The sequence below is a fragment of the Ensifer sp. YR511 genome (genome assembly GCF_900103045.1).
GTDB lineage: Bacteria > Pseudomonadota > Alphaproteobacteria > Rhizobiales > Rhizobiaceae > Ensifer > Ensifer adhaerens.
The window spans coordinates 86,594-111,050 of sequence record NZ_FNGR01000001.1 but is presented as its reverse complement, the minus strand read 5'-3'; the positions used below and the strand labels follow the sequence as shown (position 1 = coordinate 111,050).

Here is a 24,457-nt window from a genome sequence, read left to right as displayed (position 1 = left end):
TTGATAAGGAACCCACAACAATGAAAAAGCTTGTTACAGGCATTCTGTCACTCGCTGTCGTCGCTGGTCTCGGTCTCGGTGCGGCTGTTGCCGAAGAGGCGAAGGGCGGCGAGGAGCATGGCGGCGGTACGCCCCACTATCCGATCCACAAGCCGGAACAGCAGGACTGGAGCTTTGCCGGTCCCTTCGGTCACTACGACAAGGGTCAGCTTCAGCGCGGCCTGAAGGTCTACGCCGAAGTCTGTTCTGCCTGCCACTCGATGAACCTGGTGTCCTTCCGCACGCTGGAAGGCCTGGGCTATTCGGAAGGCCAGGTAAAGGCCTTTGCGGCGAACTACGAAGTTCAGGACGGCCCGAACGCCGACGGCGAGATGTTCACCCGCAAGGCTGTCGCCTCCGACCACTTCCCGTCGCCTTACGCGAACAAGGAAGCGGCTGCCGCATCGAACAACGGTGCAGCTCCGCCGGACTTCTCGCTGATCGCCAAGGCTCGCGGCATCGAGCGCGGCTTCCCGCAGTTCATCTTCGACATGTTCTGGCCCTACCAGGAAGGCGGCCCGGACTACATCCACGCGCTGCTGACCGGCTACCAGGATCCGCCGCAGGGCGTCGAAGTGGCTGAAGGCACGCACTACAACCCGTACTTCGCCAACGCTGCCGCGCTGGCGATGGCTCAGCCGATCTCCGCCGACCAGGTCACCTATGACGATGGCACGCCGCAGACGGTCGACCAGTACGCAAAGGACGTTTCGGCGTTCCTGATGTGGGCCGCCGAGCCGCACCTCGAAGAGCGCAAGCGCACCGGCTTCATGGTCATGGTGTTCCTGCTGATCTTCACCGGCCTGGTGTACCTCACCAAGAAGTCGGTCTACGCCAACAAGGAACATTGATCGGCTCCGGCTCAGGCCGGTACGACCAAGACCCAACGAAAAAGGCCCCGGTTCGTCCGGGGCCTTTTTCGTTTACCACCGTGCGTCCCGACACCGTTGACCTTGGGCGAGGAATTTGGCCGACATGCAGCAAGTTCGTGATGCTTCACGCATTCCTTTGGCGAAGGGCAGGCGGCTAAACACCAGTCGCTCGCAGGACAGGCTTGCGATGCAGACAGCAGCTACCGTATTCGGCCGATCATTGGCCACCGCACCGATCTCGGATTAAGGCTGTGCCGGGGCAGCGGAAGACCGGCCTACGCATCGGAAGGACCTGGTCTCCAGCCGCTTGCCGCAGCCCACCGATCCGCGCGTCGAATGACCTGCCACAAGTGTTCCGACTTGCCCTCGGTATAGGCTGCCCGGTCGTGGCGATGTCGGCTTGCCAATGCCCGCTTCAGCTCGACGTATGGGCCGTGTTCCGCGGCATGGGCACGCATGTAGTCGCGAAACAGCAGCGACCATCGTTCCTGCCAGCTTCCCGCTCGGCGCACATGGATGTGCGTGCGTTCGTCGCCAGGGCGCTCACGAAAGTAGCGTTTCGTCAGATCGGTATTCTGCGGCCGCCACAGGTAGCCGATCGCCGCCATTTTTTCCGCCAGGACGTCGAGGGGCTCCAGATCGGCAACGGAAATCTGAACATCGATGATCGGCTTGGCAGCCAGACCACGGATTGCGGTGGAGCCGATATGGTCGATACGCAAGGCATGATCGCCCAAAACCTGGCGGATCGTCTTCGCCTTGGTGGCAAACCGCTCCGCCCAATCGGAGGACCAATCGCAGATTTCAATCGGCTGTGTCGTGCAAGGCAGCTCCCTATCCATCGGACGAACTTCAGATGCAGAGCGCGATGATGTCAACATTCATTCCTGCGTTCCACCTGTCTGGCTGGCTGAGTGTCTGGCCGTCCGGATGCCGTTAAGGACGACTGCATGTTATGGCTGCATCGACCGTTGGCGCCCGCCTAGAAGGCTGCGTTATTGTTTCTTCAGAGGGGTGAATCTCGATGTCTATTTCTTTCAAGCGCCTGGCGGCGGTCGCCGTGGTAGCTCTTGCCTTTGTTCCCGGCATTGCACAGGCCGAGAGTTACGCGACGCTCACCAAGCAAGGCTACGCCACCGGCAAGCTCTCCAGGGGCAAGTCCGGCGCCTGGGGCTGGGTGGTCGGCAACGGCGAGAAGACGTTCTTTTGCCGGCTGAACGTCGCTTCTGCCTATGTCAACAAGAAGGAGATGGTGAGCTTCACCGCAACCGGCCGCATGCTCAAGATCGACCGTGCGACCTACGACGACGCGCTCGGCGGACCGGACCCGAACAAGCCTTACCTGAAGGATCTGCAGGCGGGCCGGGTCAAGCCCGCCAATGTCGGCGGCTGTTCGCCACTGCGTTGAGCCGGTCCAGTCAGCACGCGTCGCCAGGCGCGGCTAAAGCATGTCGACAGCCCGTTGTTCACGACACCCGCCTACGAACCCAAATCCCGTTCGCGCAGCCGTGATTAGCGGGTAGTGGCCCGAACTTGCGAGAAGGGGCAGAGTCCGGTCGTACGCGTGCCGGGAGCGCCTTAAGGAGCGCACTGCATCATAAGGGATCGCTAGTATCTTAGCGGAAGTGATCCGTCGCTTTTCTTCTCTGATATCCCTGCAAACGAAAACGGCCCCTTCGCAAGACGGGGCCGTTTTGATTGTTTCTATCCGGGCTCGCTTAGCTGAAGCGACCGGCGGCGTGGGCGAGCATCGTATAGACCTTGCCGGTATCCGACGTCAGGTAGGTCTGGGTGATGCGCTTGTCCGGGTCGTTGCGGGCGACATCGGCGAGCAGCTTTTCGAAATCTGCGATGTAGCGGTCGACAGCGGTGCGGAATTCCGGCTCGCGGTCGTACTTGCGCTTGATCTCGTCGAAGGTCTGCTGGCCCTTCAGCGTGTAGAGGCGACGCGTAAAGACGTCGCGCTCGCCGCGCTGGTAGCGGCGCCACAGATCGACCGACGCATCATGATCGATGGCGCGGGCGATATCGACCGAAAGCGAGTTCAGCGATTCAACCACGTGGCGCGGGTTGCGGCTGTCGCCGGCCCGTGCCGTTGGCTGAGCCTCGGCCGGACGCTGCGGCGCGGACGAGGGTGCCTCTTCGCGCGACGCCGCACGGAGCAGGTCACGCATCCAGCCACCACCTTCGGCGACCTCGTTGCTCACAGCCTGCGTCGGCGCCGGCTGGCGAACGGCGGGCTGCTCGATACCGAGGCTGCCGCGCAGCGCCGGCGCCGGTTCCTGACGGCGCGGCTGCTCGATGACGGGCTGCTGCGCTACCGGCTGCTGTGCCACTGGCTGCTGTGCCACTGGCTGGGGCTGCGGCTGTGCGACCGGTTGCGGCTGCGGGGCTGCCTGCTGCTGCACGGGACGGGCGACCGGAGCGGAGGCCGGCTGCTGGCGCAGCGGCTGGGCCACTTCGAGCTGCGTCGAGGACTTGCCGATGATGTCGGACAGTTCCTGCAGCGCCTTGATCTGCTCGCCGACGGCACGGCGCATGACGGCCGCATTTTCCTTGGCTTCTTCCGGCAGGTCGAAGGCGCCGCGCTTCAGCTCTTCGCGGGTCATGTCGAGTTCCTTGCGGATCTCGCCAGCCGAGCGACGGATCTCGTCAGTCGCGCCGCTGAAGCGGCCGATCGCCTCGTCGATTGCGACGCGAACGGCGTCACGCAGCTGGTCTGCGACGCCATCGGACTTCTTGCCGCTTTCGGCAAGCATGCGCTCGATGTCGGACACCGAGGCCGCAACGCTGCCGCGCAGACGCGAGGCGACTTCCTTGGAGCGCTCCTCGGCATTGGCAAAGGCACCCTCGATCGAGGCACCGGCATCTTCACCGACCTTGGCGATCGCCTGGCGAAGGGCTTCCGATGCGCCGAGCGCACGGCCCTCGACGGAGGAGAGCGTCTTGTTGACGTCGGCAAACGAGGTCTCGACGCCCGAGCGAAGCGTGTTGGCAATCTGGCGCGAACGCTCTTCGGCACGGCTGAAGACCTGCTCGACCGAGGCGCCGGCTTCGTCACCGGCCTGGGCGAGCGTGTTGCGCATCGATTCAGCAGCTTCCGCCGCGCGCTGTTCGGCGCTCGTCAGCAGGCGACCGACATCGGCGAAGGACTGCTGGATGCCGCTGCGCAGGTTTCCGGCAACGTGGCCCGAGCGTTCTTCGGCCCGCTGGAAGGCGCCGTCGACGAAGCCTTCGAGCGCACGCATCGTGCGTTCGATCTCTTCCGAGCGCTGGACGAGGCCGACCGACAGGGTGCGAAGCGCATCCTGGCGTTCCTCGAGCGTGCTGACGAGGTTCGACTGGGCCGCGCCGAGCAGGTCGGAGGCCTGGCCGAGAACGCGCGAGTGGTCTTCGAACCGGCCGACAATGCCGCCGATCTGCGACAGGGTCGAGGCGGAGATATCGGAGAGCTTGTCGACCTTGCCTTCGATGAGGCGGGTGGAGGTCGACAGCATGTCGGAGGCCTGACGGGTCGATTCCGACACGCGGGCGATCGTCGATTCCAGACGCTGGTCCATTTCGCCGAGGTTGCTGCTCGCCTGGTCGATGACCGTGGCAATGGCCGCATTGTTGTTGGCGAGCTGGTCGATCAGGCCAAGGGCGGTCGACTGCAGACGGTTTTCGACCATCTTCATCGCCTTTGCCGTCTCTTCGGCGCGGTAGGAGATCGCGTTCAGCGTCTCGCCCGTGCGCTCGGCGATGGCGTTGACGAGGGCGGCGTTTTCCGCACGCAGGCGGTCGGCGCTTTCCTGTGTCACGGCAGCGATGCGCTCGGCTGCCTCGCGGCCGGTGGCGGCATACTGGTCGATGACAGGGCGTGCCTGCTCGTCGATCAGGCGCGACAGCTCCATCGAGCGGCCGGCGAGCATCGAGTTGAGTTCGCGGGTGCGCTCGTCGAGCGTGGTGCGGATTGCTTCGCCACGGGCTTCCAGCGCCTTCTCCGTATTGCTGAGGCCCTGGTGGATGTTGTCGGCGTGGTTGGCGATCTGGCTGTGCGTTGCGGCCAGCCGTGCGCTTGCGGTGTCGGCCGCGTCGGCGATCGAGCGGGCAAGCTCGGCATGACGTGCAGCGGTCGCTGCCGCCTTCTGCTCGATCGAGTTGGCAAGCTCGGCGTGGCGCGCGGCGGTGGCGGCTGCCGTCTGGTCGATCGTGTTGGCGAAGTCTGCCTGGCGAGCAGCAAGTGCGGAGGCGAAATCGTCGCCTGCCTTCGACAGCAGCCCGGCCGAGCGGACAGCTTCCGCGTCGATTTCCTGAGCTGCACCGCTAATGGCGCCGCGCAGGCTGTTCACAAGGCCGGCGGCCTTGTCTTCCATGCGCAGTGCCTCTGCGTCGAGTTCCTGGGCGACGTCGCCAACGGCGCTACGAAGCGTGTTGACGAGGCCGGCAGCCTTGTCTTCCATGCGCAGCGTTTCTGCGTCGAGTTCCTGCGCGACATCGCCAACGGCGCTGCGGAGCGTGTTTGCGAGACCGGCTGCCTTGTCTTCCAGGCGCACGGCTTCGGCATCGAAGTCCTCAGCCACGCCGCCGACTGCGCTGCGCAGATTGGCGACGATGTCGGACGTCTTGCCTTCCAGGCGATTGGCTTCAGCGTCGATATCCTGCGTTGCCTCGTGAACGGCGCCGCGCAGGCTGGTGACCAGAACGGCCGCCTTGCCCTCGATCGTGCGGTTGACGTTATCTAGGCCGATGTTGAGGGCACGATCCATGGTGCCGAGGCGTTCGGCGATGCGTTCCGCACCGGACTCGATGGCGCCGGTGATCCGGGTTGCCGCAACTTCGCTCATGCGGTCGATGTCGCCAGCGCGGTCACCAAGGCTGTCGGCGATCCGCTGTCCGGCGCCGTCGACGATCTGGTTGACGCTGCCGACGCTGTCGCGGACCCGATCTTCCAGCGAGCTGAGGCTGACTTCCAGGCGCAGGCCGGTATCGTCGACCAGGGTGTTGACGTCGTTGACGCTGCCGCGGATGCGGTCCTGAAGGACGCCGAGGCTGTTTTCGATCAGTGCACCGGTCTCGCCGACGATCGCGTTGACGCCGCTGACGCTGCCACGGATACGGTCTTCGAGCGCGCTGAGGCCACCTTCGACACGGGCCGCCGCATCATCAACGACGGAGCCGACATTGGTGACGCTGCCGCGAATGCGGTTTTCGAGGGCACCGAGATTGCTCTCGATCCGTGCGCCGGTGTCGTCGACCACGGCGCCGACATTGCCGACGGTGCCACGAATACGGTCTTCGAGGACGCCAACGCGGGTCTCGAGATGCATGCCGGTTTCGTCGACGATCGAGCTGATGTTGCCGGCGCTCTCGCGCATGCGCTCTTCGAGTGCGCCGAGGCTGGTTTCAACGCGCATGCCGGTATCGTCAAGGCGATCGTTGAGGCCGTTGATCGACAGGTCAACGCGGTTGGTGAGGCTGTCGGCCGCCAGGCTGATCTGGTTGGCGGTTTCGGCCAGGCGCTCGGCAATATGGCCCGTGGTCGAGCGCATACGGCTGTCGAGCACTTCGCCGCTGCGGTCGATGGCGCTGGCGAGTGCCGACTGACGCTCTTCGAGCGACATTTCCAGCATGCCGGCGCTGGTGGCGAGCGTCGTGGCGATCGCGGTCGACTGATCGGCAAGCATGCCTTCGAGCTGCTCGCGGCCCTGGCCGACGGCAAGGTTGATGGCGTTGATGCGGTCGTCGAGCGTGACGCGGATCTGTTCGTGCGTGGACGAGAGCGTATCGCGCAAGTGCTCGGCGCGGCCGCTCAGCGTCTCCTCGATTTCCGCTGCCTTGCCGGCAAGCGACGCGGTCGCTTCGGTGGTGCGCGCGGTCAGCGCATCGGCGATGTGCGCGCTGGTCTCGGTCAGCGTATCGGAGATCTTGCTGACACGGCCGCTCAGATCTTCGGCGATGCGGGCACTCGTCTGGGTGAGCGTATCGGAGATCAGGCTGACGCGGCCGCCCAGGTTTTCGGCGATCGTGTTGACGCTCTCGGAGAGCTTCTGCTCGATATCACCGACGCGATCGGTCATGGTTTCGGCGACGGCGGTTGCCCGGAAGGTCAGGCTGTCGGCCACGTCTTCGGCGTGACGGCTCAGCGTATTGGCCATCTCGTTGGCACGCGACGACATCGTCGAGGTGATGGCGGCGGCGCGCTCGGCGAGTACGCCGTCAAGCGCCGTCGTCTGGTTGGTGAGCGCGTCGGAGATCGCTTCGCCGCGTTCGGAAAGGACGCGCTCCAGCCGGTCGGCCGTGCCGCTGACGGCGGTGTCGATCGAGTCCGCGCCCATGGAGAGGATCGTCGAAAGCGCGAGCGTGCGTTCCGACAGGGTGTTGTCGAGGCGGTGCTGGCTGGCAGCGATGGCGCTGGTGATCTCGTCGGTCGAGCCGTGCAGGGTCTGCTCGATGCGGGCGTGCGCGGCCTGCAGGCCGTCGACGAAGGCAGCGGTACGGCTGTCGAGACCTTCGGTCAGGCGCTGTTCGCTCGTCGTCAGTGCGCTCGAAAGTGCGTCCGCACGCTGGCCGAAGCCGTTTTCGATGCGGTCCTGTGCCTGGGTGAGGGCACCCATGAGGCCGCTGGTCTTTTCGGAGAGCACGCTGTCGATGCGGGTGTGCGCATCGCCGATCATGTTGCCGAGTTCGGTGGTACGGCTCGCAATCGTCTCTTCGATGAAGTCCTGGGTCGCGCCGAGCGTGGTCGCAAGCGTCAGCGACTGGTCGGAAAGGGCCGAGCCGATCTTCTCGATGCTGCTGTCGAGCGCGCCGCCGATCGCCTCCGAGCCGCCGGAGACGGTCTCGTTGATGCGGTGCAGGCTTTCCATGAGCTTGGTGTCGAGCAGGCTCGCACGCTTGTCGAAGGCGGAGGCAAACTCGTGGAACCGCTCGTCGAAGGCGGTTGCGAGCTGGCCGACGGTCGTCTGCAGCTTCTCTTCAAAGAAGCCGCCGCGAAGGTCGAGGTCCATGATCGCGTCGTCGGCGCTGGAGCGCAGGCTCTGGCGGAAGCTCGCGCCCTTTTCGTCGAGCGTGGCGTTGAGCGAGGCGAGCACGTGGTCGAGGCCACCGGTGATGGCGTGCTGGCCGACGCTCAGGCTTTCGTTGAGGTCGCGGGTGCGGGCGATCAGTGTTTCGTTGAGCTGGCGGGCGCGTTCGTTGAGCGCCGCATTCAGCTTCTCGGTGCTGGCGTCAAGCGAGGAGGCGCGCGTTTCGAACTGGCTGAGCAGGTCTTCGCCGCGCTTCGTCAGCGTGTCGCTGAGCTGGTCAAGCCGGGTGTCAAATTCGGTGCTGAGACCGAGGCCGGCAGCGGTCAGGCCCGAAAGCAGCGCATCGGTGCGGGTCGTCAGCATGCTGCCGATCGACTGCAAGGCGCCGTCCGATTTCTCGCTAAGGGCAGCCGCGCGGGTGTCGATAAGCGAGGCAAAGGCTTCGCCCGAGATTGCAATGCGCGAAGCAATGTCTTCGCTCGCTTGTTCCAGGTCGTCCTTCAGCTTGCCATGCGCACCGGAGATGGCCGAACGGATACGCTCCGAATGCCCGATGATGGCTTCGCGCTCAAGCCCGAGTTCCTGCACCAGCGTGCGCACGCGCAGTTCGTTTTCGCTGTAGCTGCGTTCGAGCGCGTTGACCTCGGAATGAACCAGCGTTTCGAGTTCGGTGGCGCGGGCAATCGTGCGTTCGATGCCTTCGTTCATCGCCGAGACTTCGCGACGGACGGCCTGGCCGACCGTCATGACGCGATCGGCAGCAGCCGTTTCCGGCTCGGCAAGGCGCAGGGCGACTTCCGCCATCGAGCGCGCGGCGTTGCGCAGTTCCTGCGCGCGGGCGATCATGATGGCAAAGGAGAAGAAGAGCATGATCGGCAGCACGATGCCGATCGCGACGCCGACGGCGCCAGGGGTGGCGGCAAGGTCGCTCAGCGAACGGATCTGCCAGATCTGCGGCCCGTAAAGAAGGTTGGCGACACCGAGGCCGGCAACCGCCCAGATGACGGACACCAGCGCAGCAACGCGGATCGCGGCGCGATTGGAGCGCACGTCGAGCGCACGCAGCATCGCAGCCGGCGAACGGCGACCATCGTCGTTGGCGGCGGAAAGGGACGGGGACTTGGGCGCAGGTTCCGGAGCGAGCGTCTTGGCCGCTTCTGCAGCACGTGCCCCGCGGGACTGTTCCGGCTGAGGCCGTGCTTTCTTATTCTGATCGGGCGTCGCCGCCTGATTGGTGGGCTGAGACACATTTTCCTCCGGATCATCCAAGGAAGTCTTGTCATTCGGGCTCGATGCAAGCTCGTCGAAATCAATCTTCAGGGCAGCTTCCAGAGCCTGGAACGCCTTTTCGTCGATCGACTCATTGCTCTTTTTCGTCGCCATAGGGATACGCCTCATTACCTTTTGCCCAGAACGGAAAGCGCCTCTGGCCCGTTAGCGGGCAGGGTCTCTTCCTCATGGGCGGTGACGGCAAGATACGCGCATCGGATCTACGCAATACCCTACTGATCACCCACTGCATTGCCTCGACGGATAGTCGCATTTGTGGCCGAATGGGACCACGCGTCGAGCTTATCCACCGGAACGGTTGCCATTTTCGTACGCGGGTCCGTTCCTAAGCGTATCGTAGTGACACATTAGCTGGGTTCTTACAATTAAGAGCGCTTGGGGTTGATTAAAATCCTAATGAAATCTTAATGCGGTGCAGGTCTAAAAGCCGGAAAAGATAAGGAAATCAGAGAGTTTAACGGACGTTAACCATTTTCCCAAAATACTGCCTATATTGCGCCCGGATTTGAGCCAATAGGTGCCGGAGCCCGCCGAAGATGGAAGTCTGAACAGTGCGGGCGGCGGCACCGCTCCCGATGAAGCGATGCCGGAAACAGGCCAACATCAAACAAACAATAGGGAAATTGGCTCATGGCGGCCCTCAGGATTGCCTTTGAAGCCCCGGATAGTCCGGGAAACTCTTCTGCGTCAGGCAAAAAGCCGATCGACTTTGCTCACCTCGCCGTCCAGACGATGGGTGACAAGGCGCTCGAAATCGAAGTGCTGCAACTCTTTGCGCGCCAGGCGCGCCAGGTCTTGAAGGAAATCGCCGAAGGCGAGGGCACGCCCCGTGCCCAGGCAGCCCACCGGCTAAAGGGCGCAGCCCTTGCGGTTGGTGCCGTCGACGTTGCAAGCGTTGCCGGCGCGATCGAACACAATCCGGCCGAAGCTTCGCTCTGCGACCAGCTCGCATCGGCCGTGCTCGAAGCCGAGCTCTTCATTCTGAAGCTCTGCCGCTAGCGGCTACCGAGCAGACAGGGGGCCTAACCGACCCCTGTCTGTCGCACGATGCCCGCGCCTCGCATAGAGGGCGCCGTGCCGGCAGCCATTGCTACCGGCACGATCTGCGGCGACGCACAGAATGACGGCCGTTGTTGACTGGCCGGCCGATTTGTTGGAAGAACTTTCCCTGAATTTGCGCCCGCGGGGTTCTTTTCTCAACAGGCCTTGCGCCCGGCCAATCCACCAGTTCATTCCGGAAAGAGACATGACAAAACTTACGATCGTTGCCTTTGATGGCGCGCGCCACGAACTTGATGTCGAGAACGGCTCGACGGTCATGGAAAACGCCGTTCGCAATTCGGTTCCCGGCATCGAAGCGGAATGCGGCGGAGCCTGCGCCTGTGCGACCTGTCATGTCTATGTCGACGATGCCTGGGCTCAAACCGTCGGCGCTCCTGAAGCCATGGAAGAAGACATGCTGGACTTTGCCTACGACGTCCGCCCGACGTCGCGGCTTTCCTGTCAGATCAAGATGAGCGATGCGCTCGACGGTCTCGTCGTGCACGTGCCGGAGCGCCAGGCCTAACGCCTGCGTCCCACGCCCCTTCTTTCAGACCTCCGCACAAAAAAAAGCGCCTCGCCGGTCGTTGGACAAGCGAGGCGAGGAGGGCGCATCGCATACAGATGAGGGAGGGAACATCTGCTGCACCAAGACACGCCAGGAGAACCCGTTCCGGCTCCGCTGTTCGATTCTTCTTTTTCTTTTCAAGTGAACAACGTTGCGCAATTCAAAGTAAAGGCAACATCTAAGCTTTTCGCGCCGCAATCGCGTCGCGCATAACCTACTCTATTTGTGGGGCTAGTCTTTGTCCCGGCCCCTCTCTCATTGGTTTGAATATAGATGAGTCGCCGGCCGGCAGCCATCGTTATATTTCACCAATAAAATACTGTGGGTATTGCCGCTGAAATGGCCCTATCCGTGACTATAGTCAGGCTCTTCTTCGGGGTTCCGGCTTTGCTATCTACTGTTGCGCTTTCTTCAGCGTCTCCAGCCTGTATTGCAGAAGACGGATCATGCGCTTGTCGAAGTTGGCGGCTTCGGTGCGGTCGAAGCGAGCCTGATCCTTGTCATGCGCCTCTATCGCGGTTGCGCTGACGCGGGCAACGCTTTCCTGCATCTCTTCGCACGTGTCCTGCGGCTTCAACGCCAGGAACATCTTCTCCATCCGCCGCGCGTGATTGCGGGCGATTTCCGCGTGGCGCTCCTCGTGGCGTTTGATGTCGCTTGACAGCGTGTCCCACACGAGGGCGAGGTCACGTCCGGCCTGGCGGCGATACTTCCATTTGGGCAGAATGATGCGCGTGTTGAGCGTGACGCGGGCCGAGCCGACGGCGCAGCGTCCGTTGCGGCTGACATAGGTGATCGAGCCGCCGAACTTGATGCGGGTCGCGCCCGGATGCCGTGCGCCGGTCGATTTCATCATCGGGCCGCTGGCCGAGAGTGCCTTGTCCAGTTCTTCCGCAGTCCGGCCGCCGATCGAAAAATAGGAGAAGCTCTTGTTCACCACGGTTTCGCCCGAGGCCGTGCCAAGCGGGGCGGCAACCAGGAGAGCAAGAAGGGCGACTTTGAACGGGACGCGTACTCGGGACATCAATGCGTGGTTCTCTTCGGTTGAACTTCAATCAAGCTTGGGGCATAGCCAGCGCCGGCGCAACAGCAAAACGATGGCTCCCGGCCGTATGCGGATGGTGAGGGAAAATGACTTACAATCCATTTCAGAAATTTAGCTGGAAGCTGGCGCATGGACGCAGCCTCGAACTGGGGCCGCGTGGCGTTTTGATGGCGATCGTCAATGTTACCCCGGATTCTTTTTCCGATGGCGGCCGTTTTATCGATGCCGTTGCCGCGGTGGCGCAAGGGATGCGCTGCCTGGAGGAGGGCGCCTTGATCCTCGATATCGGCGGTGAATCCACACGCCCCGATGCGGCGCCCGTCAGCGCCGAGGAAGAACAGGCGCGGATCCTGCCTGTCATCGCAGCGCTTGCCCGTGATACCGATGCGCTGATTTCCGTCGACACTTACAGAGCCTCGACCGCCCAGCTTGCGGTCGACGCCGGCGCGCATATCGTCAACGATGTGCACGGCCTTCAGCGCGAACCCGACATTGCCACTGTCGCCGCCAAGAGCGGCGCTGGCATCTGCGTCATGCATACGGGCCGGGGCCGTGAAAAACTCGCAGACGTGATCGCCGATCAGTTTCATTTTCTCGACCGGTCGCTCGAGATCGCGGCAGCTGCCGGCGTGGAGCGGGATCGCATCATTCTCGATCCGGGCTTCGGCTTCGCCAAGGACACGGATGAGAACCTGGAATTGATGGCGCGCTTCGCAGAGTTGCACCGTTTCGAGCTGCCATTCCTGGTCGGAACGTCGCGCAAGCGCTTCGTCGGCGCGGTCAGCGGCCGAGAGGCGGCCGATCGCGACATGGCGACGGCCGCGACAACGGCGCTTTTGCGCGTTGCCGGCGCCTCAATTTTCCGCGTACACGATGTCGCAAACAGCAAGGATGCACTGGTGATGGCGGATGCTATGCTGCACGCCAGAGCGAGGTGAGATTTTCTCGTCCGCATTCCGCCTGAACCTGTGACTACCAATCACGCGCATGACTGCTGAGCGGCTCGACCGCGCAATCATGGCGATCCAAGAAAGCCGATGGGACTGAGAAGCATGAGCGCGACCTATATCATCACCCTCAAGAACTGCGCCTTCTTCGCGCGCCACGGCGTCTTCGACGAGGAGGAGCTTCTTGGTCAGCGCTTCTTCGTCGATGCCGAGCTCGAAGTCGAACAGGGAACGGCGCTGGTCGACGACTCGATCGAAGACACCGTGCATTACGGCATCGCCTTCCAGGAGATCGAGCGCATCGTCACCGGCCGCCGTCGCTATCTGATCGAGGCGCTGGCGCTGGAAGTGGCCAAGACGCTCTGCGTGCGCTTCCCGCAGATCAAGCGCGCCAAGGTGTCGATCCGTAAGCCGAATGCGCCGGTTCCGGGTGTGCTCGATTATGTCGAAGTGACGGTCGAGCATGTCGTCTGAGGTGAACTGGCGGGCAGCGACACTCGGGCTTGGCGGCAATCTCGGCGATCCCCGCAAGGCGATGGCCGAAGCGCTTCGCCTGCTCGATGCCCGCGACGACTGCGTGGTCAAGGCCGTCTCGCGCCTTTATCGCACGCCGCCCTGGGGCAAGACGGACCAGGCCTGGTTCTACAATGCCTGCGCCAAGGTCGACACGACGCTCGAGCCCGAAGCCCTGCTCGACGCCTGCCTTGATATCGAACGGTCGATGAAGAGGGTTCGCGACGAGCGCTGGGGGCCGCGCACGCTCGACATCGATGTGCTGACCTTCGAGGGCATGGCGCAAGCGGGCGGGCGACTGGAGTTGCCGCATCCGAGGATGACCGAGCGCGGTTTCGTACTGATGCCGCTTGCCGATTTCGCCGCCGACATGGCTGTTGGCGGCCGTCCGGTCGGCGACTGGCTGCAGCAGGCTGACGTCGCAGGCATCGAGGTTGCGGATGGTGACATGAGCTGGTGGCGCGCAGGCGCCTGAACAGGACCGCAACATAATCCACAAACGACAAAGCCCCGGTCGATGCCGGGGCTTCGTCGTTTATTCGGGTGTTGAACGTTACTTGATCGAACCGACAGCGATCGCGTCGATCTGGCGGTTGAGGCTGACGCCGATGACCGGCACCATCGTTTCTTCGACCTTGACCGAAATGGTGATGTTCATCGTCTGGTCGTCCTGCAGACGGGCGATCATGGCGCCATTCAGCTTCTTGCGATTGATGCCGACGACGACCTTGTCCTTGGCGACGTTGCCGGAAATGATATCCAGGCCCTTGCCCTCGGCGCCGTCGAGAAACTTGCCGGTATAGGTGTTGCCCTTCTGTGTGATCAGCGCCGACATCGGCTGCTTGAACACGCCGACGCGGCAGAAGCCGTCGAGCTTGATGCCGGTGTCATCGCCCGCAACCGGTTCGCCCGAGAGATCGCAGGTGAACTTGGTGCCCTTGTACTTGCCCGCGACGATCTCGCCCGGGCCCTTCCACTGGCCCGCGACCTTCTCGAAAAAGACCTTGTCCTTGGCGCCGGAAAAAGCCGGTGTCGCAAGGCCGACGGTGGCTGCAAGCGCGAAGGCGGCAGCGCCGCGAGCGATCAAAGAAGGGCGCGAGAACATAAACGATCCTTGATGGGTCAACGTCCGAAACTGAAAGCCACATTTGCGCGCAAATGGTTAACGGACGGTTTCTGCGCGGTGCGCGGCGCGGCTTCTTTGTGGCCGAAAAGCGGATTGACCACAGCATTTTTGGCTTAGGAAATACAGTGGGTTGGCGGATTTCGGCGAGCATTGTGCGGGGACATGAAACTTGCCCCAATCGCGCTACGTATAACCATGGGAAACGGGAGATTTCCCATGGCTATAGCAGGACATGATTCCGAATCGACCGCGTCAGACGCACAGCAGAGCCTGGTGATATCGCTGCACCGGCTGACAACCCGGCTTACCCATTGGGGATGGGCCGGCGCGCTGTTCTTTTCTGTTTCTCAGCGGCCTGCAGATCTTCAACGCGCACCCGGCACTCTATGTCGGGCAGCAGTCGGGTTTTGCCTTCGACAACAGCATCCTGTCGATTGGGCCTGTGCATGAACGAAGCGGCGAGGTTCGCGGCCTGACGACAGTCTTGGGGCTGAGCGTTGACACCACCGGTGTCCTGGGCGTCAGCGGGCCGGAACAGGAGAGGGCCTACCGGGCTTTTCCGGCCTGGTTGACCGTGCCGTCCTACCAGGACCTCGCCACCGGCCGCGTCGTGCACTTCTTCTTCGCCTGGATGTTTGCCGTCGTCTATTCCATCTGGCTGGTCGCAAGCGCGATCAACGGTCACCTGCGGCGGGACATTCTTCCCGCTTTGGCCGACATCCGCGCCTTGCCCGCGACCTTCATCGCGCATCTGCGGTTGCGCTTCGAACATGACGGGCGTTACAACAGCTTGCAGAAACTCTCCTACGGCATTGTTCTCCTGGTCTTTTTTCCTCTCATGATCGCGACAGGGCTGACGATGTCGCCGGGCATGGACGCCGGCTGGCCCTGGCTGGTTCAACTCTTTGGCGGCAGGCAGACGGCCCGCACGATCCATTTCGTCGTGATGCTGCTGCTCGTCGGCTTCTTCACTGTGCACATCGCCATGGTTTTTGCCGCCGGTCCGATCAACGAGATGCGGTCGATGATTACTGGGCGTTATCGCATCAGGCGTTCGGTGGACCGGGGAGGAAGGACATGAGCGCGTTCCTCCTCAGTCGCCGGCGCTTCCTGGCGGCGGCAGGGGCGACGGCCTCGTCGTTGCCGCTTGCCGGGTGCGACGCACTCGACGGCCTCGTTGGCAGTGGCAGTCGCGTGCGCGACTTTCTCGCATCCGCCAACAGCCTTACTTACCGAGCACAGCGGCTGCTGGTGCCGGCTGATCGGCTGGCGCCGGAATTTGCCGAGAGCGAGATCCGGCAGGGGCAACGACCGAACGGCTCCACCGACCCGGGTGATGCGACCTATCTCGCGCTGAAGCAGGACGGCTTTTCCGGATACCAGTTTCGCGTTTCCGGCCTGGTCGAGCGACCGCTTCACCTGACGCTTGCAGAGCTGCGAAACATGCCGTCGCGCACCCAGATCACTCGACACGACTGTGTCGAGGGCTGGAGCTGCATCGCCAAGTGGAGCGGCGTTGCCCTTACTCGCGTCCTCGATGAAGCCCGGGTGAAGCCCGAGGCGCGTTACGTGGTCTTTCATTGCTTCGACAGCATGCCGCTCGGCCTTGGCGGCTCGGTCGCCTATTACGAATCGATCGATATGCTCGATGCGCATCACCCGCAAACGATCCTCGCTTATGGCCTGAACGGCGCGGCTTTGCCGGTCGCCAACGGTGCTCCACTGCGCGTCCGGGTCGAGCGCCAGCTGGGTTACAAGATGGCGAAGTACATCAAGGCGATCGAAGTCGTTGCCGATCTCGCGCCCTTCGGTCGAGGGCGCGGCGGCTATTGGGAAGATCTCGGCTACGACTGGTATGCGGGGATCTAGTTTCGCGTGACCGCGCTATTTCTCGCCGCTTTCGCCAATCACGCGTCCGGCGCCGGGGCTGAGGTCGGCGAGAAAATCACCGATCCCGGGACGCTTCAGCGCGCGAAACGGCATCGGGCGGCAAAGGTCCATCGCGGCGATGCCGATGCGTGCGGTCATCAGGCCATTGATGACGCCTTCGCCCAGGCGCGCCGAGAGCTTCGAAGCCAGCCCGTGGCCGAGCACCTGCTGGATCAGGCTGTCGCCGGCGGCGATCGAGCCGGTGACGGCCAGATGAGCGATCACGTCGCGCATCAGCCGCAAGAGGCCGAGCGTGCCGGGGCGACCGCCGTAAAGTTCGGCCATGGCGCGGATCAGGCGGGCAGATTCGTAGAGGACGTAGCCGAGGTCGACGAGCGCCCGCGGGCTGACCGCCGTGACGATCGACACGCGCTTGGAAGCCGCGAGAATGAGGCGCCGCGCCTCGCGGTCGAGTGGGCTGAGCAGCTCGCGCTCGGTGAGTTCGATCACGTGCGGACCGTCGATGATCTCGCCTTCGCTTTCCTTCAGCCGTGTGCGCCCGCGCGCCGTCCGCGGATTGCTGGCCAGCAGGTGGACGAGCTTTGCCTGCGCCGCGCGCGCGGGTTTCGCACTGGCCGAAGCGGCCGCCGCTTCCGTTTCCGCTTTCAGCTTCTGGATCGCCGTGAGCTGCATTAGCCCCGAAAATTCGCGGCCGACGACGATCAGCAGCGCCAGCAGACCGATCGCGACGACAACAAGCGCGGCGTAGCCGAGCCAATCGGCACGCGCGAAGAGATCGCGAAGCAGGCGGTCGACCCAGAGGCCGGCAGCCAGTGACAGGATGATGCCGAGTGCGCCGGTCGCGATCTTGCCAACTGACAGGCGGCGCTTGCGAGGACTTGCTTCGGGCAAGGCGAGGGCCTCCACCGCAAGCGTGGTCTCACGGAAAGGGTCTTCCGCATCGGGTGTCAGCACCACATTGTCGTCGAAACTTGCGGGCGCGCGCCGCGCGCGCAGCTGCGGACGGGCCTCGGCGGGCTTGTCTTCGCCAACTGAAAAGGCGCCGGGACGGCGGCTGCGACCGTTGCTGTCGTCACTCATGCGAGCCGGTCTCCGAACAGGAATTGCATGGCCCGGTCGAGGCGGATATGCGGCACCGACAGTTTCAAGCCGCCGCCGGTTTCCTCAAGATGTGGCGGGCGGAAGCGAACAAAGCTGAGTTCCGGCAGCGGATGAGCGCTTTCGATATAGGTCGTCGCGCCGGACCGGGTCTCCAACGTCTTGAAAAGAACTTCAGGATCTTCCGGCAAGTCACCGGGAAATATCGCTGTTTTCCTTTCTCCGTCGAAGATTTCGCCGTTGATCTTCTCGCCGGCAATCGGGGTGCCGACGATGACCGGCAGCGCATGGCCGTCGTGGTTGACGGTCGCTTCGCGGGTGGCCCGGACCGATGCAAGCGCCGTGACCTCGAGGCCGGCGCCGCTCAATCCGATGCTTTCGGCGGCGCGATCGACGAGGCGCGCGGCGATGCGCTCCAGCCGGTCGTGGCTTTCGTGATGCAGGTGATCCGCCTTGGTTGCTGCGATCAGCACCTTGTCGATCCGTCGCGTCAGCAAGGACGAAAGCCAGCTGTTGGTCCCCGGACGGAAGCAGGCAAGCACGTCGGCCAGCGCCTGCTCGAGATCGAGCAGCGCCTCAGGGCCGTTGTTGATCGCCTGCAGGGCATCGACGAGCACGATCTGCCGGTCCAGGCGCGCAAAATGCTCGCGAAAGAACGGGCTGACTACATGTTTCTTATAGGCTTCGTAGCGCCGCTCCATCATCGCCCAGAGCGAACCCTTTGGTGCACGGCCCTCGGGTAGGTCCGGAAGCGGCGAGAAGGTGAGCGCCGGCGAACCTTCGAGGTCGCCCGGCATCAGGAAACGTCCAGGCGGCAGAGTTGAGGGCGAGCGTTCGTCCGCCTTGCAGGCCCTGAGATAGCCGGTGAAGCTCTCGGCGAGCCGGCGGGCGCTGCTTTCGTCGGCTGTCGCCGTCGAGCCAGCCGACGACGCAAGCGTCAGCCATTCGGCCGACAACTTCGCACGGCCAGGTGCACGGGCGCGCGCCACCGAATTGTTGCTGAACTCGCGGAAGTCCTGCGCGAGCAGGGGCAGGTCGAGCAGCCATTCGCCGGGATAGTCGACGATGTCGAGCGACAGCCGGCCCGGCGAGAACAGCCGGTTCCAGCCGCTGGCGCTCTCATATTCAAGGGTTATGCGCAGCTGCGAGATAGCGCGCGTGGAGTCTGGCCAGATGCGATCGCGCACCAGGGCTGCGATATGATCCTCATACTGGAAACGCGGCACGGCATCGTCGGGCTGCGGCTCGAGCCTGACCTTCGAGACCCGGCCCGAACGCACCGCCTCGAACACCGGCAGGCGCCCGCCGTTCAGCAGATTGTGCACCAGAGACGAGATGAAGACGGTCTTTCCCGAACGGGACAGGCCGGTAACGCCGAGCCGGATCGAGGGATTGACGAGGCCGGAGGCGCGGTCGGTGAGGTTGTCGAGCGCGATCAGCGCGTCGTCTTTGAAGCTGGTCAGGTTAGGCGCCAAGTCTTGGTCTTTCTTGCGGCGTGTTTCCCGGGGTCGTTCGCATCGTCAAGCCCGCCGAACGACGATCGGCTGCGGGCTGCCTCCGCGATATAGGCACTAATTGCGGCGCCGCAACGCGCACGTGTCAATTCTTCTTACGGTGCGCCTTCATGGCGTCGGCAACAGCAGCGATATCAGGCGGGCGGAGGCAGCGTCAGACGGCAGATCCAGAATGGCCAGGCCAGCCGGCGGATATCCATCGGGAAGCGCTTCGCGGGCGGCCTCGTCGCCCACCAGGCTGCAGAGCAATTGTTCGATCATCGGATTGTGGCCGACGAGCATCAGCGCGTTTACATGCCGGTGCGCATCGATGAGGTCGAGATAGATGCTCGTCGGACCGGAGTAGAGCGCATCGATGTAGCGGATATCCAGCTCTTCGCTGACCGTGCGGAAGAACGGCTCGGCCGTTTCGCGGCAGCGCACCGCCGTCGAACAGAGGATGCGGTCGGGGCGGATGCCCTGGTCTGCGGCCGTCTGGGCAAGCCGCTCCGCATCGATGTAGCCGACCTCGTCCAGCGACCGATCGAAATCGCGCTGGCCCGGCAGGGCCCAGCCGGAACGGGCGTGCCGCAGGAGGTAGAGGCGGAGAGCCTTGGGGGCGCTGTCTTGCATCGATCGGTTCCGGCGTTGCCTGCCGGTTGCAGCGACAGGGTAGAATTTTGCCGGCTTTCATGTCGGCCGGCAGACCGTCACCTTTCCCCGCACGCACCATAAAGATCAAGCTGGCCGCCGTGATTTTTTCGGGGACTGCCGGTGCTGCGCTTTGCCGCGGTCGTGAATGGACGGTAAAATGGCGCAAACACGTCATTGTCACTTTTCAGCGAGCAGAGGCGGCGGCTTCGGTGGGCGCAAGTTGGAAATCAAGATCCGATGTGTAATTTTGATGAAATATTCGTCAGTTAGCCTGAAACGCTAGCAACATTAAAATACGGTTGAGTGTCTGTTGCGAGGCTTGAATCACAGCTTCCATAGGTCTATACACCGCCGCAATGAGATGTTCTTCAGGAGAATCGCGTTGAGTGAGAAGATCGATCTTAGTACCTTCGTCCTTTCCGAGGACGATGAATTCATGAATGCCAACCACCGGGCGTACTTCCGGGCCAAGTTGAACGCTTGGAAAAACGACATCCTTCGCGAGGCACGCGAGACACTGGATCACTTGGCAGAGGAGAGCGCCAATCATCCGGATCTCGCAGACAGGGCTTCTTCCGAAACTGATCGGGCAATCGAGCTCAGAGCCAGGGACCGCCAGCGCAAGCTGATCTCCAAGATCGATGCGGCGTTGCAGCGTCTCGACGAAGGTACCTACGGCTACTGCGAAGAAACAGGCGAGCCGATCGGCCTGAAGCGACTGGACGCCCGTCCGATCGCGACCCTCTCGATCGAGGCGCAGGAGCGCCACGAGCGGCGGGAAAAGGTCTACCGGGACGAATAAGCTTTCGGGCTTTCGTAACAATCTGAAAAAAGGCGCGGGTCAAACCGCGCCTTTTTCCGTTGTCCCGAATTTCTTCCGAAGCAACGAAGCGGCTCTTCGCTTCGATGCCTGGGCTCAGACAAGTATCTCGCTGCCGTCGCGATGCCTGACGTCGCCGTCAGGCCAATGCGGCAATCAGGGCTTCCGCCCGGCGGAGATGTCGGCCAGCATGCGGTTCATCTCTTCTTCGATTGTCGGCTCTTTATGACCGCCGTCGGCGACAGGCGCGCCAAGCGTCGGCTCCTGACGGCCGGAATGGGCCGGCGCACGGTTTTCCGGAGTGACCGATGTTGCCGGACCCAGGCGCTGCAGGTCGCCGGTGATCTCCGCGTCGAGAAGGCGCTCGAAATCAGAAAGGGCGGTCGCAGGAGCCGGCTGCGGCTGTAGCTGAGGCTGCGACTGGATGATCGCTGCGGGGCGCTGAAGCTGCTGGGCCGGCTGCATCTGAATGGGTTGCGGCTGTACAGCCTGCGCCATTTCCACAGGGCGGTTCATGGCTGCATCGACGTTGACCGCGGGTGCTGCGACGGAGGTGATAGACGGGCTCTCGGGTGCGGGCTGGGCGACAGGGCGAGCGAGAGGGCGCTGCTCTGCAGCAAGGGCAGGTGCTGCCACCGGGCGCTGTTCGGCCGTAACGCGCATGGGCGCCACCGGCTCGACGCGAGCGACCGGCTGTTCCTCTGTCCGGGTGATGGGGCGAACCGGCGTCGCGACGACGGGTTCGGCCTGCATCGTCGGCGCGGGCTGCTGAACGGGTTCCCTGGCTGCCGGACGGCTTTCAGCCACCTTGCGTTCGATGACAGCTGAGCGTTCGCTGACGGCCGGGCGCTCGTCGCCGCCGGCGACGATCCGGCTTTCGATGACGATATCCGTCGGCCCGCCAATCATGATCAGGTGCTCGACATCGTCGCGGCGCACGAGCACGAGACGGCGCCGGGTGTCCACAGCGGCAGCATCGAGCACGGCCAGGCGCGGCTGGCGGTTCTTGCCGCCACGGATGAATGGCGAGGAAGGACGGTTGCGCATGATCCAGAGCACAGCCACGAGGCACAAAAGTCCAATCGCGACCGCTGCAGCGGCGACGACGAACCGGCTGCCGTTGTCGGCGATGATCGTTTCCATCATAGGGTGAACTCCTTCTGCCTTTCGAGTGGCAGTATTTGACGGCTTTTTTCGGGCTCGGACAAGCACTTCGCCGACATTCCCTGTGAATTGGCTCGAATGCTTCCGCACAGGTGCTTTTTGCTGTTATCTCTGATTGTTAAAGATGATTCTTGTCCGAATGATCGAGGGCGTGTCGGCTATGGCCGATTTTGCCCGGCGGTTTGAGCGGATGCCGGCCGGAAGGGCTGGGCCGCGCCGCGCGCGGCGCCGGCCGCGTAAGAGGACCCGATGACGAAATTGCGGCAGTCAGGCGACTACCAGATGCCGGTTGTTGACCGTGGCGTCAGGCCCGGAACCGTGCTGCGGATCGTGCTGCTCGCGATCGTCCTCACCGTCTCGGCCATCGCCTTCGTGATCTTCCGGAACCAGATGGAAAACGAGATCGTGCTCGGCATCCTCGGCGTTCTCGCCATGGTCGGCATCTTCTTTCTCGTGTCCTCGGTCATCGGCTTCATCGAGGTGATGCCGCAATCGCGCCCGGACGAGCTGGCGCGCGCCTTTCTCGATGCGCATGAGGACGGCACGATCGTCACGGACCGGAAGGGCCGGATCATCTACGCCAACGCCGCCTATGGCGCGCTCACGGGCGCGAGGAACGCTGCCGGCATCCAATCGCTCGAAACGATCCTGTCGCGCAATCGCGAGGCGACGGAAGCAATCTACCGGCTGACCAACGGCCTGCACGAGGGCAAGCAGGGGCATGAGGAATTCCGCCTGCTGAAGCCGCTTGCGACCGGTGCGGCCACCGGCTCCGGCGCCCATTGGTTCCGGCTGAAGGCACGCGTGCTGCCGCTCGAAGACAGCGAGCGCAATCCGCTCTATCTCTGGCAGATCGCCGACATCACCGCCGAACGCGACGACCAGGAGCGCTTCTTCAAGGAATTGCAGAACGCGATTGATTATCTTGATCACGCACCCGCCGGCTTCTTCTCCGCCGGCCGCAAGGGCGAGATCTTCTATATCAACGCCACGCTTGCCGACTGGCTCGGCATCGATCTCACCAAGTTCCAGCCGGGCTCGATAAGTATTGGCGATCTGGTGGCAGGCGAGGGGCTGACGCTCGTCCAGGCGGTGCAGGCCGAACCGGGTCTGAAGAAGACCAAGATGCTCGACCTCGACCTGCGCAAGTTGAACGGCCAGAGCCTGCCGGTGCGCATGATCCACCGTGTCTCCTCGACCCGCGACGGCGCGCCCGGCGAAAGCCGCACCATCGTCATGTCGCGCGAGGGCGGCGAGGACAGCGACCAGTCGGCGTCGAGCGCAGCGATGCGTTTTACCCGCTTCTTCAACAATACGCCGATGGCGATCGCCTCGGTCGATGGCAATGGCCGGATCCTGCGCACCAACGCGCCGTTCCTGAAGCTGTTTTCCGGTCTCGTCTCGCAGGACGACGTCGAGCGCGGCGCGCTGATCGATGCAGTGGTGCACGAAACCGAGAAGCTTCGCCTGCACGACGCGCTGGCGGCCGCCAAGGACCGGCAGGGCGACATCGCGCCGATCGACGCGCTGCACCCGACCGATGGCGAGCGCCATTTCCGCTTCTACGTCAATGCCGTGATCGACCAGACCGATCAGGCGCCGGAGGAAGCGGCGATCATCTATGCGCTGGAGATTACCGAGCAGAAAGCGCTCGAAAACCAGATGGCGCAGACGCAGAAGATGAACGCCGTGGGCACGCTTGCCGGCGGCATCGCGCACGACTTCAACAACGTGCTGACGGCGATCCTGCTGTCGTCCGACCACCTGCTTCTGTCTGCCCGGCCGGCCGACCCGAGCTTCGCCGACCTGATGGAGATCAAGCGCAACGCCAACCGTGCCGCTGTTCTCGTGCGGCAGCTGCTTGCTTTCTCGCGCAAGCAGACGATGCGGCCGACGGTGCTCAACATGACCGACGTGATCGGCGACCTGCGCATGCTGGTCGACCGCATGACCGGAACGAACGTCAAGGTCGAGGTCGACTATGGTCGCGATCTCTGGCCGGTCCGGACCGATCTCGGCCAGTTCGAACAGGTGCTTTTGAACCTCGCGGTCAACGCCCGCGACGCCATGCCCCAAGGCGGCATCATTACACTTCGCACCCGCAATCTGCCGGCGGCGGAGGTTTCGGCCTTCGGACGCCGTGAGCTGCCGGACGAAGACTTCGTGATGGTGGAAGTTTCCGACCAGGGAACAGGTATTGCGCCCGAAATCCTCGACAAAATCTTCGAGCCGTTTTTCACGACCAAGGAAGTGGGCAAGGGCACCGGTCTCGGCCTGTCGATGGTCTATGGCATCGTCAAGCAGTCGGGCGGCTACATCTATCCGGAATCGGAAGTGGGCAAGGGCACGACCTTCCGCATCCTCTTGCCGCGCCATATCGAGGTGCCGGTTGCGCCCGAGGAGCCCGCGCAGGCAGGCACCGGAACCGTTGCTGCGCCGGTGGTGCAGACGATAGCGGCTCCCGTGGTCAAGACCGAGGAGCCGACCGATCTCACCGGAGATTCGGCAGTCGTGCTGCTCGTCGAGGACGAGGAGGCTGTTCGCCGCGGCGGCAAGCGCATGCTGGAAACGCGCGGCTACACCGTCTACGAAGCGGGCTCCGGCGTCGAGGCGCTCGACATCATGGACGAGCTCAACGGCGCCGTCGATATCGTCGTATCCGACGTGGTGATGCCGGAAATGGACGGACCGACGCTCCTGACCGAACTGCGCAAGAAGTACCCGGACCTGAAGTTCATCTTCGTCTCGGGCTATGCCGAAGACGCCTTTGCCCGCAACCTGCCGGCGGATGCCAAGTTCGGCTTCCTGCCGAAACCGTTCTCGCTGAAGCAGCTGGCGGTATCCGTGCGCGAAATGCTCGATTCCTAGAGCCGTTGAACGCCAGGGGATA

18 protein-coding genes and 1 pseudogene are annotated in these 24,457 nt (G+C 63.3%); 11 read left to right on the top strand and 8 right to left on the bottom strand.

The genetic code is table 11. The features are described 5' to 3' along the window. The first annotated feature begins 20 nt into the window (after nucleotides 1-20). Nucleotides 21-890, top strand: coding sequence for a cytochrome c1 (locus BLU15_RS00510; protein ID WP_090293885.1), 870 nt, complete (start codon nucleotides 21-23; stop codon nucleotides 888-890). 296 nt (nucleotides 891-1,186) lie between these two features. Here BLU15_RS00510 and BLU15_RS00505 read toward each other — a convergent pair whose 3' ends face one another. After that, entirely contained in the window at nucleotides 1,187-1,753 is a 567-nt protein-coding gene (locus BLU15_RS00505; RefSeq protein ID WP_090293884.1) for a GrpB family protein, read from the bottom strand. Between the two features lie 182 nt (nucleotides 1,754-1,935). Between BLU15_RS00505 and BLU15_RS00500 the strand changes: the two genes are divergently transcribed. Then, a complete protein-coding gene (locus tag BLU15_RS00500; protein WP_090293882.1) occupies nucleotides 1,936-2,319 on the top strand; it encodes a hypothetical protein in 384 nt (127 codons plus the stop codon). Nucleotides 2,320-2,629: 310 nt separating this feature from the next. On the opposite strand, the gene BLU15_RS00495 is transcribed toward BLU15_RS00500, so the two are convergent. Further along, nucleotides 2,630-9,301 carry an apolipoprotein A-IV repeat region-like domain-containing protein gene (locus BLU15_RS00495; RefSeq protein ID WP_090293880.1) on the bottom strand — a complete coding sequence of 2,224 codons (6,672 nt, stop codon included), beginning with the start codon at nucleotides 9,299-9,301 and terminating at the stop codon, nucleotides 2,630-2,632. A gap of 537 nt (nucleotides 9,302-9,838) precedes the next feature. Here BLU15_RS00495 and BLU15_RS00490 point away from each other — a divergent pair. Both BLU15_RS00490 and BLU15_RS00485 read left to right on the top strand, forming a co-directional pair. After that, nucleotides 9,839-10,207, top strand: a complete 369-nt coding sequence (locus BLU15_RS00490) for an Hpt domain-containing protein (RefSeq protein ID WP_034794621.1) — start codon at nucleotides 9,839-9,841, stop codon at nucleotides 10,205-10,207. Nucleotides 10,208-10,454: 247 nt separating this feature from the next. Beyond that, nucleotides 10,455-10,775 carry a 2Fe-2S iron-sulfur cluster-binding protein gene (locus tag BLU15_RS00485; RefSeq protein WP_034794619.1) on the top strand — a complete coding sequence of 107 codons (321 nt, stop codon included), beginning with the start codon at nucleotides 10,455-10,457 and terminating at the stop codon, nucleotides 10,773-10,775. Between the two features lie 436 nt (nucleotides 10,776-11,211). On the opposite strand, the gene BLU15_RS00480 is transcribed toward BLU15_RS00485, so the two are convergent. Next, nucleotides 11,212-11,841, bottom strand: a complete 630-nt coding sequence (locus BLU15_RS00480) for a DUF922 domain-containing Zn-dependent protease (protein WP_034794616.1) — start codon at nucleotides 11,839-11,841, stop codon at nucleotides 11,212-11,214. Between the two features lie 107 nt (nucleotides 11,842-11,948). Here BLU15_RS00480 and folP point away from each other — a divergent pair, with 107 nt between their 5' ends. From folP to folK, 3 genes are all read left to right on the top strand, one after another. Then, nucleotides 11,949-12,800, top strand: coding sequence for a dihydropteroate synthase (gene folP / locus BLU15_RS00475; protein WP_090293879.1), 852 nt, complete (start codon nucleotides 11,949-11,951; stop codon nucleotides 12,798-12,800). 114 nt (nucleotides 12,801-12,914) lie between these two features. Continuing rightward, on the top strand, nucleotides 12,915-13,283 hold the full coding sequence (folB, locus tag BLU15_RS00470; protein WP_034794609.1) for a dihydroneopterin aldolase: 369 nt from the start codon (nucleotides 12,915-12,917) through the stop codon (nucleotides 13,281-13,283). Continuing rightward, nucleotides 13,273-13,797, top strand: a complete 525-nt coding sequence (folK, locus tag BLU15_RS00465; protein WP_090293878.1) for a 2-amino-4-hydroxy-6-hydroxymethyldihydropteridine diphosphokinase — start codon at nucleotides 13,273-13,275, stop codon at nucleotides 13,795-13,797. Before folB ends, folK begins: the two co-directional genes overlap by 11 nt. A gap of 78 nt (nucleotides 13,798-13,875) precedes the next feature. On the opposite strand, the gene BLU15_RS00460 is transcribed toward folK, so the two are convergent. Then, entirely contained in the window at nucleotides 13,876-14,427 is a 552-nt protein-coding gene (locus BLU15_RS00460) for a hypothetical protein (protein ID WP_034794604.1), read from the bottom strand. Between the two features lie 237 nt (nucleotides 14,428-14,664). On the opposite strand from BLU15_RS00460, the pseudogene BLU15_RS00455 reads away from it, so the two are divergent. Both BLU15_RS00455 and BLU15_RS00450 read left to right on the top strand, forming a co-directional pair. After that, nucleotides 14,665-15,529: pseudogene (locus BLU15_RS00455) on the top strand (cytochrome b/b6 domain-containing protein). Beyond that, the gene (locus tag BLU15_RS00450) at nucleotides 15,526-16,317 is read left to right on the top strand and encodes a molybdopterin-binding protein (RefSeq protein WP_090293877.1); all 792 of its coding nucleotides are present in this window, start codon (nucleotides 15,526-15,528) and stop codon (nucleotides 16,315-16,317) included. The pseudogene BLU15_RS00455 and the gene BLU15_RS00450 overlap by 4 nt, the downstream one beginning before the upstream one ends. A gap of 15 nt (nucleotides 16,318-16,332) precedes the next feature. Here the strand turns inward: BLU15_RS00450 and BLU15_RS00445 are convergent, their stop codons facing one another. The 3 genes from BLU15_RS00445 to BLU15_RS00435 form a co-directional block, all read right to left on the bottom strand. Continuing rightward, a complete protein-coding gene (locus BLU15_RS00445) occupies nucleotides 16,333-17,418 on the bottom strand; it encodes a YcjF family protein (RefSeq protein ID WP_090293875.1) in 1,086 nt (361 codons plus the stop codon). Further along, nucleotides 17,415-18,911 (bottom strand): YcjX family GTP-binding protein, encoded by a 1,497-nt coding sequence (locus tag BLU15_RS00440; RefSeq protein ID WP_090293873.1) that lies wholly within the window; start codon nucleotides 18,909-18,911, stop codon nucleotides 17,415-17,417. Before BLU15_RS00440 ends, BLU15_RS00445 begins: the two co-directional genes overlap by 4 nt. A gap of 147 nt (nucleotides 18,912-19,058) precedes the next feature. Beyond that, entirely contained in the window at nucleotides 19,059-19,562 is a 504-nt protein-coding gene (locus tag BLU15_RS00435; protein WP_060520725.1) for a SixA phosphatase family protein, read from the bottom strand. A 403-nt stretch (nucleotides 19,563-19,965) separates the two neighbouring features. On the opposite strand from BLU15_RS00435, the gene dksA reads away from it, so the two are divergent. After that, the gene (dksA, locus tag BLU15_RS00430; protein ID WP_034794589.1) at nucleotides 19,966-20,385 is read left to right on the top strand and encodes an RNA polymerase-binding protein DksA; all 420 of its coding nucleotides are present in this window, start codon (nucleotides 19,966-19,968) and stop codon (nucleotides 20,383-20,385) included. 174 nt (nucleotides 20,386-20,559) lie between these two features. Here dksA and BLU15_RS00425 read toward each other — a convergent pair whose 3' ends face one another. Next, nucleotides 20,560-21,549, bottom strand: a complete 990-nt coding sequence (locus BLU15_RS00425; protein ID WP_090293872.1) for a flagellar biosynthetic protein FliO — start codon at nucleotides 21,547-21,549, stop codon at nucleotides 20,560-20,562. Between the two features lie 267 nt (nucleotides 21,550-21,816). Here BLU15_RS00425 and cckA point away from each other — a divergent pair, with 267 nt between their 5' ends. Continuing rightward, complete coding sequence (gene cckA, locus BLU15_RS00420; RefSeq protein WP_090293870.1) at nucleotides 21,817-24,435, top strand: cell cycle histidine kinase CckA; 2,619 nt, start codon at nucleotides 21,817-21,819, stop codon at nucleotides 24,433-24,435. The last annotated feature ends 22 nt before the right edge of the window (nucleotides 24,436-24,457 follow it).

Excerpts from the sequence above, each read along its gene's own strand:
- BLU15_RS00445 (WP_090293875.1), bottom strand. The coding sequence starts at position 17,418 with ATGAGTGACGACAGCAACGGTCGCAGCCGCCGTCCCGGCGCCTTTTCA.
- BLU15_RS00505 (WP_090293884.1), bottom strand. The coding sequence starts at position 1,753 with ATGGATAGGGAGCTGCCTTGCACGACACAGCCGATTGAAATCTGCGAT.
- BLU15_RS00500 (WP_090293882.1), top strand. The coding sequence starts at position 1,936 with ATGTCTATTTCTTTCAAGCGCCTGGCGGCGGTCGCCGTGGTAGCTCTT.
- BLU15_RS00510 (WP_090293885.1), top strand. The coding sequence starts at position 21 with ATGAAAAAGCTTGTTACAGGCATTCTGTCACTCGCTGTCGTCGCTGGT.
- cckA (WP_090293870.1), top strand. The coding sequence starts at position 21,817 with ATGACGAAATTGCGGCAGTCAGGCGACTACCAGATGCCGGTTGTTGAC.
- BLU15_RS00435 (WP_060520725.1), bottom strand. The coding sequence starts at position 19,562 with ATGCAAGACAGCGCCCCCAAGGCTCTCCGCCTCTACCTCCTGCGGCAC.
- BLU15_RS00485 (WP_034794619.1), top strand. The coding sequence starts at position 10,455 with ATGACAAAACTTACGATCGTTGCCTTTGATGGCGCGCGCCACGAACTT.
- BLU15_RS00460 (WP_034794604.1), bottom strand. The coding sequence starts at position 14,427 with ATGTTCTCGCGCCCTTCTTTGATCGCTCGCGGCGCTGCCGCCTTCGCG.
- BLU15_RS00450 (WP_090293877.1), top strand. The coding sequence starts at position 15,526 with ATGAGCGCGTTCCTCCTCAGTCGCCGGCGCTTCCTGGCGGCGGCAGGG.
- folK (WP_090293878.1), top strand. The coding sequence starts at position 13,273 with ATGTCGTCTGAGGTGAACTGGCGGGCAGCGACACTCGGGCTTGGCGGC.
- folP (WP_090293879.1), top strand. The coding sequence starts at position 11,949 with ATGACTTACAATCCATTTCAGAAATTTAGCTGGAAGCTGGCGCATGGA.
- BLU15_RS00490 (WP_034794621.1), top strand. The coding sequence starts at position 9,839 with ATGGCGGCCCTCAGGATTGCCTTTGAAGCCCCGGATAGTCCGGGAAAC.
- folB (WP_034794609.1), top strand. The coding sequence starts at position 12,915 with ATGAGCGCGACCTATATCATCACCCTCAAGAACTGCGCCTTCTTCGCG.
- BLU15_RS00425 (WP_090293872.1), bottom strand. The coding sequence starts at position 21,549 with ATGATGGAAACGATCATCGCCGACAACGGCAGCCGGTTCGTCGTCGCC.
- BLU15_RS00480 (WP_034794616.1), bottom strand. The coding sequence starts at position 11,841 with ATGTCCCGAGTACGCGTCCCGTTCAAAGTCGCCCTTCTTGCTCTCCTG.
- BLU15_RS00495 (WP_090293880.1), bottom strand. The coding sequence starts at position 9,301 with ATGGCGACGAAAAAGAGCAATGAGTCGATCGACGAAAAGGCGTTCCAG.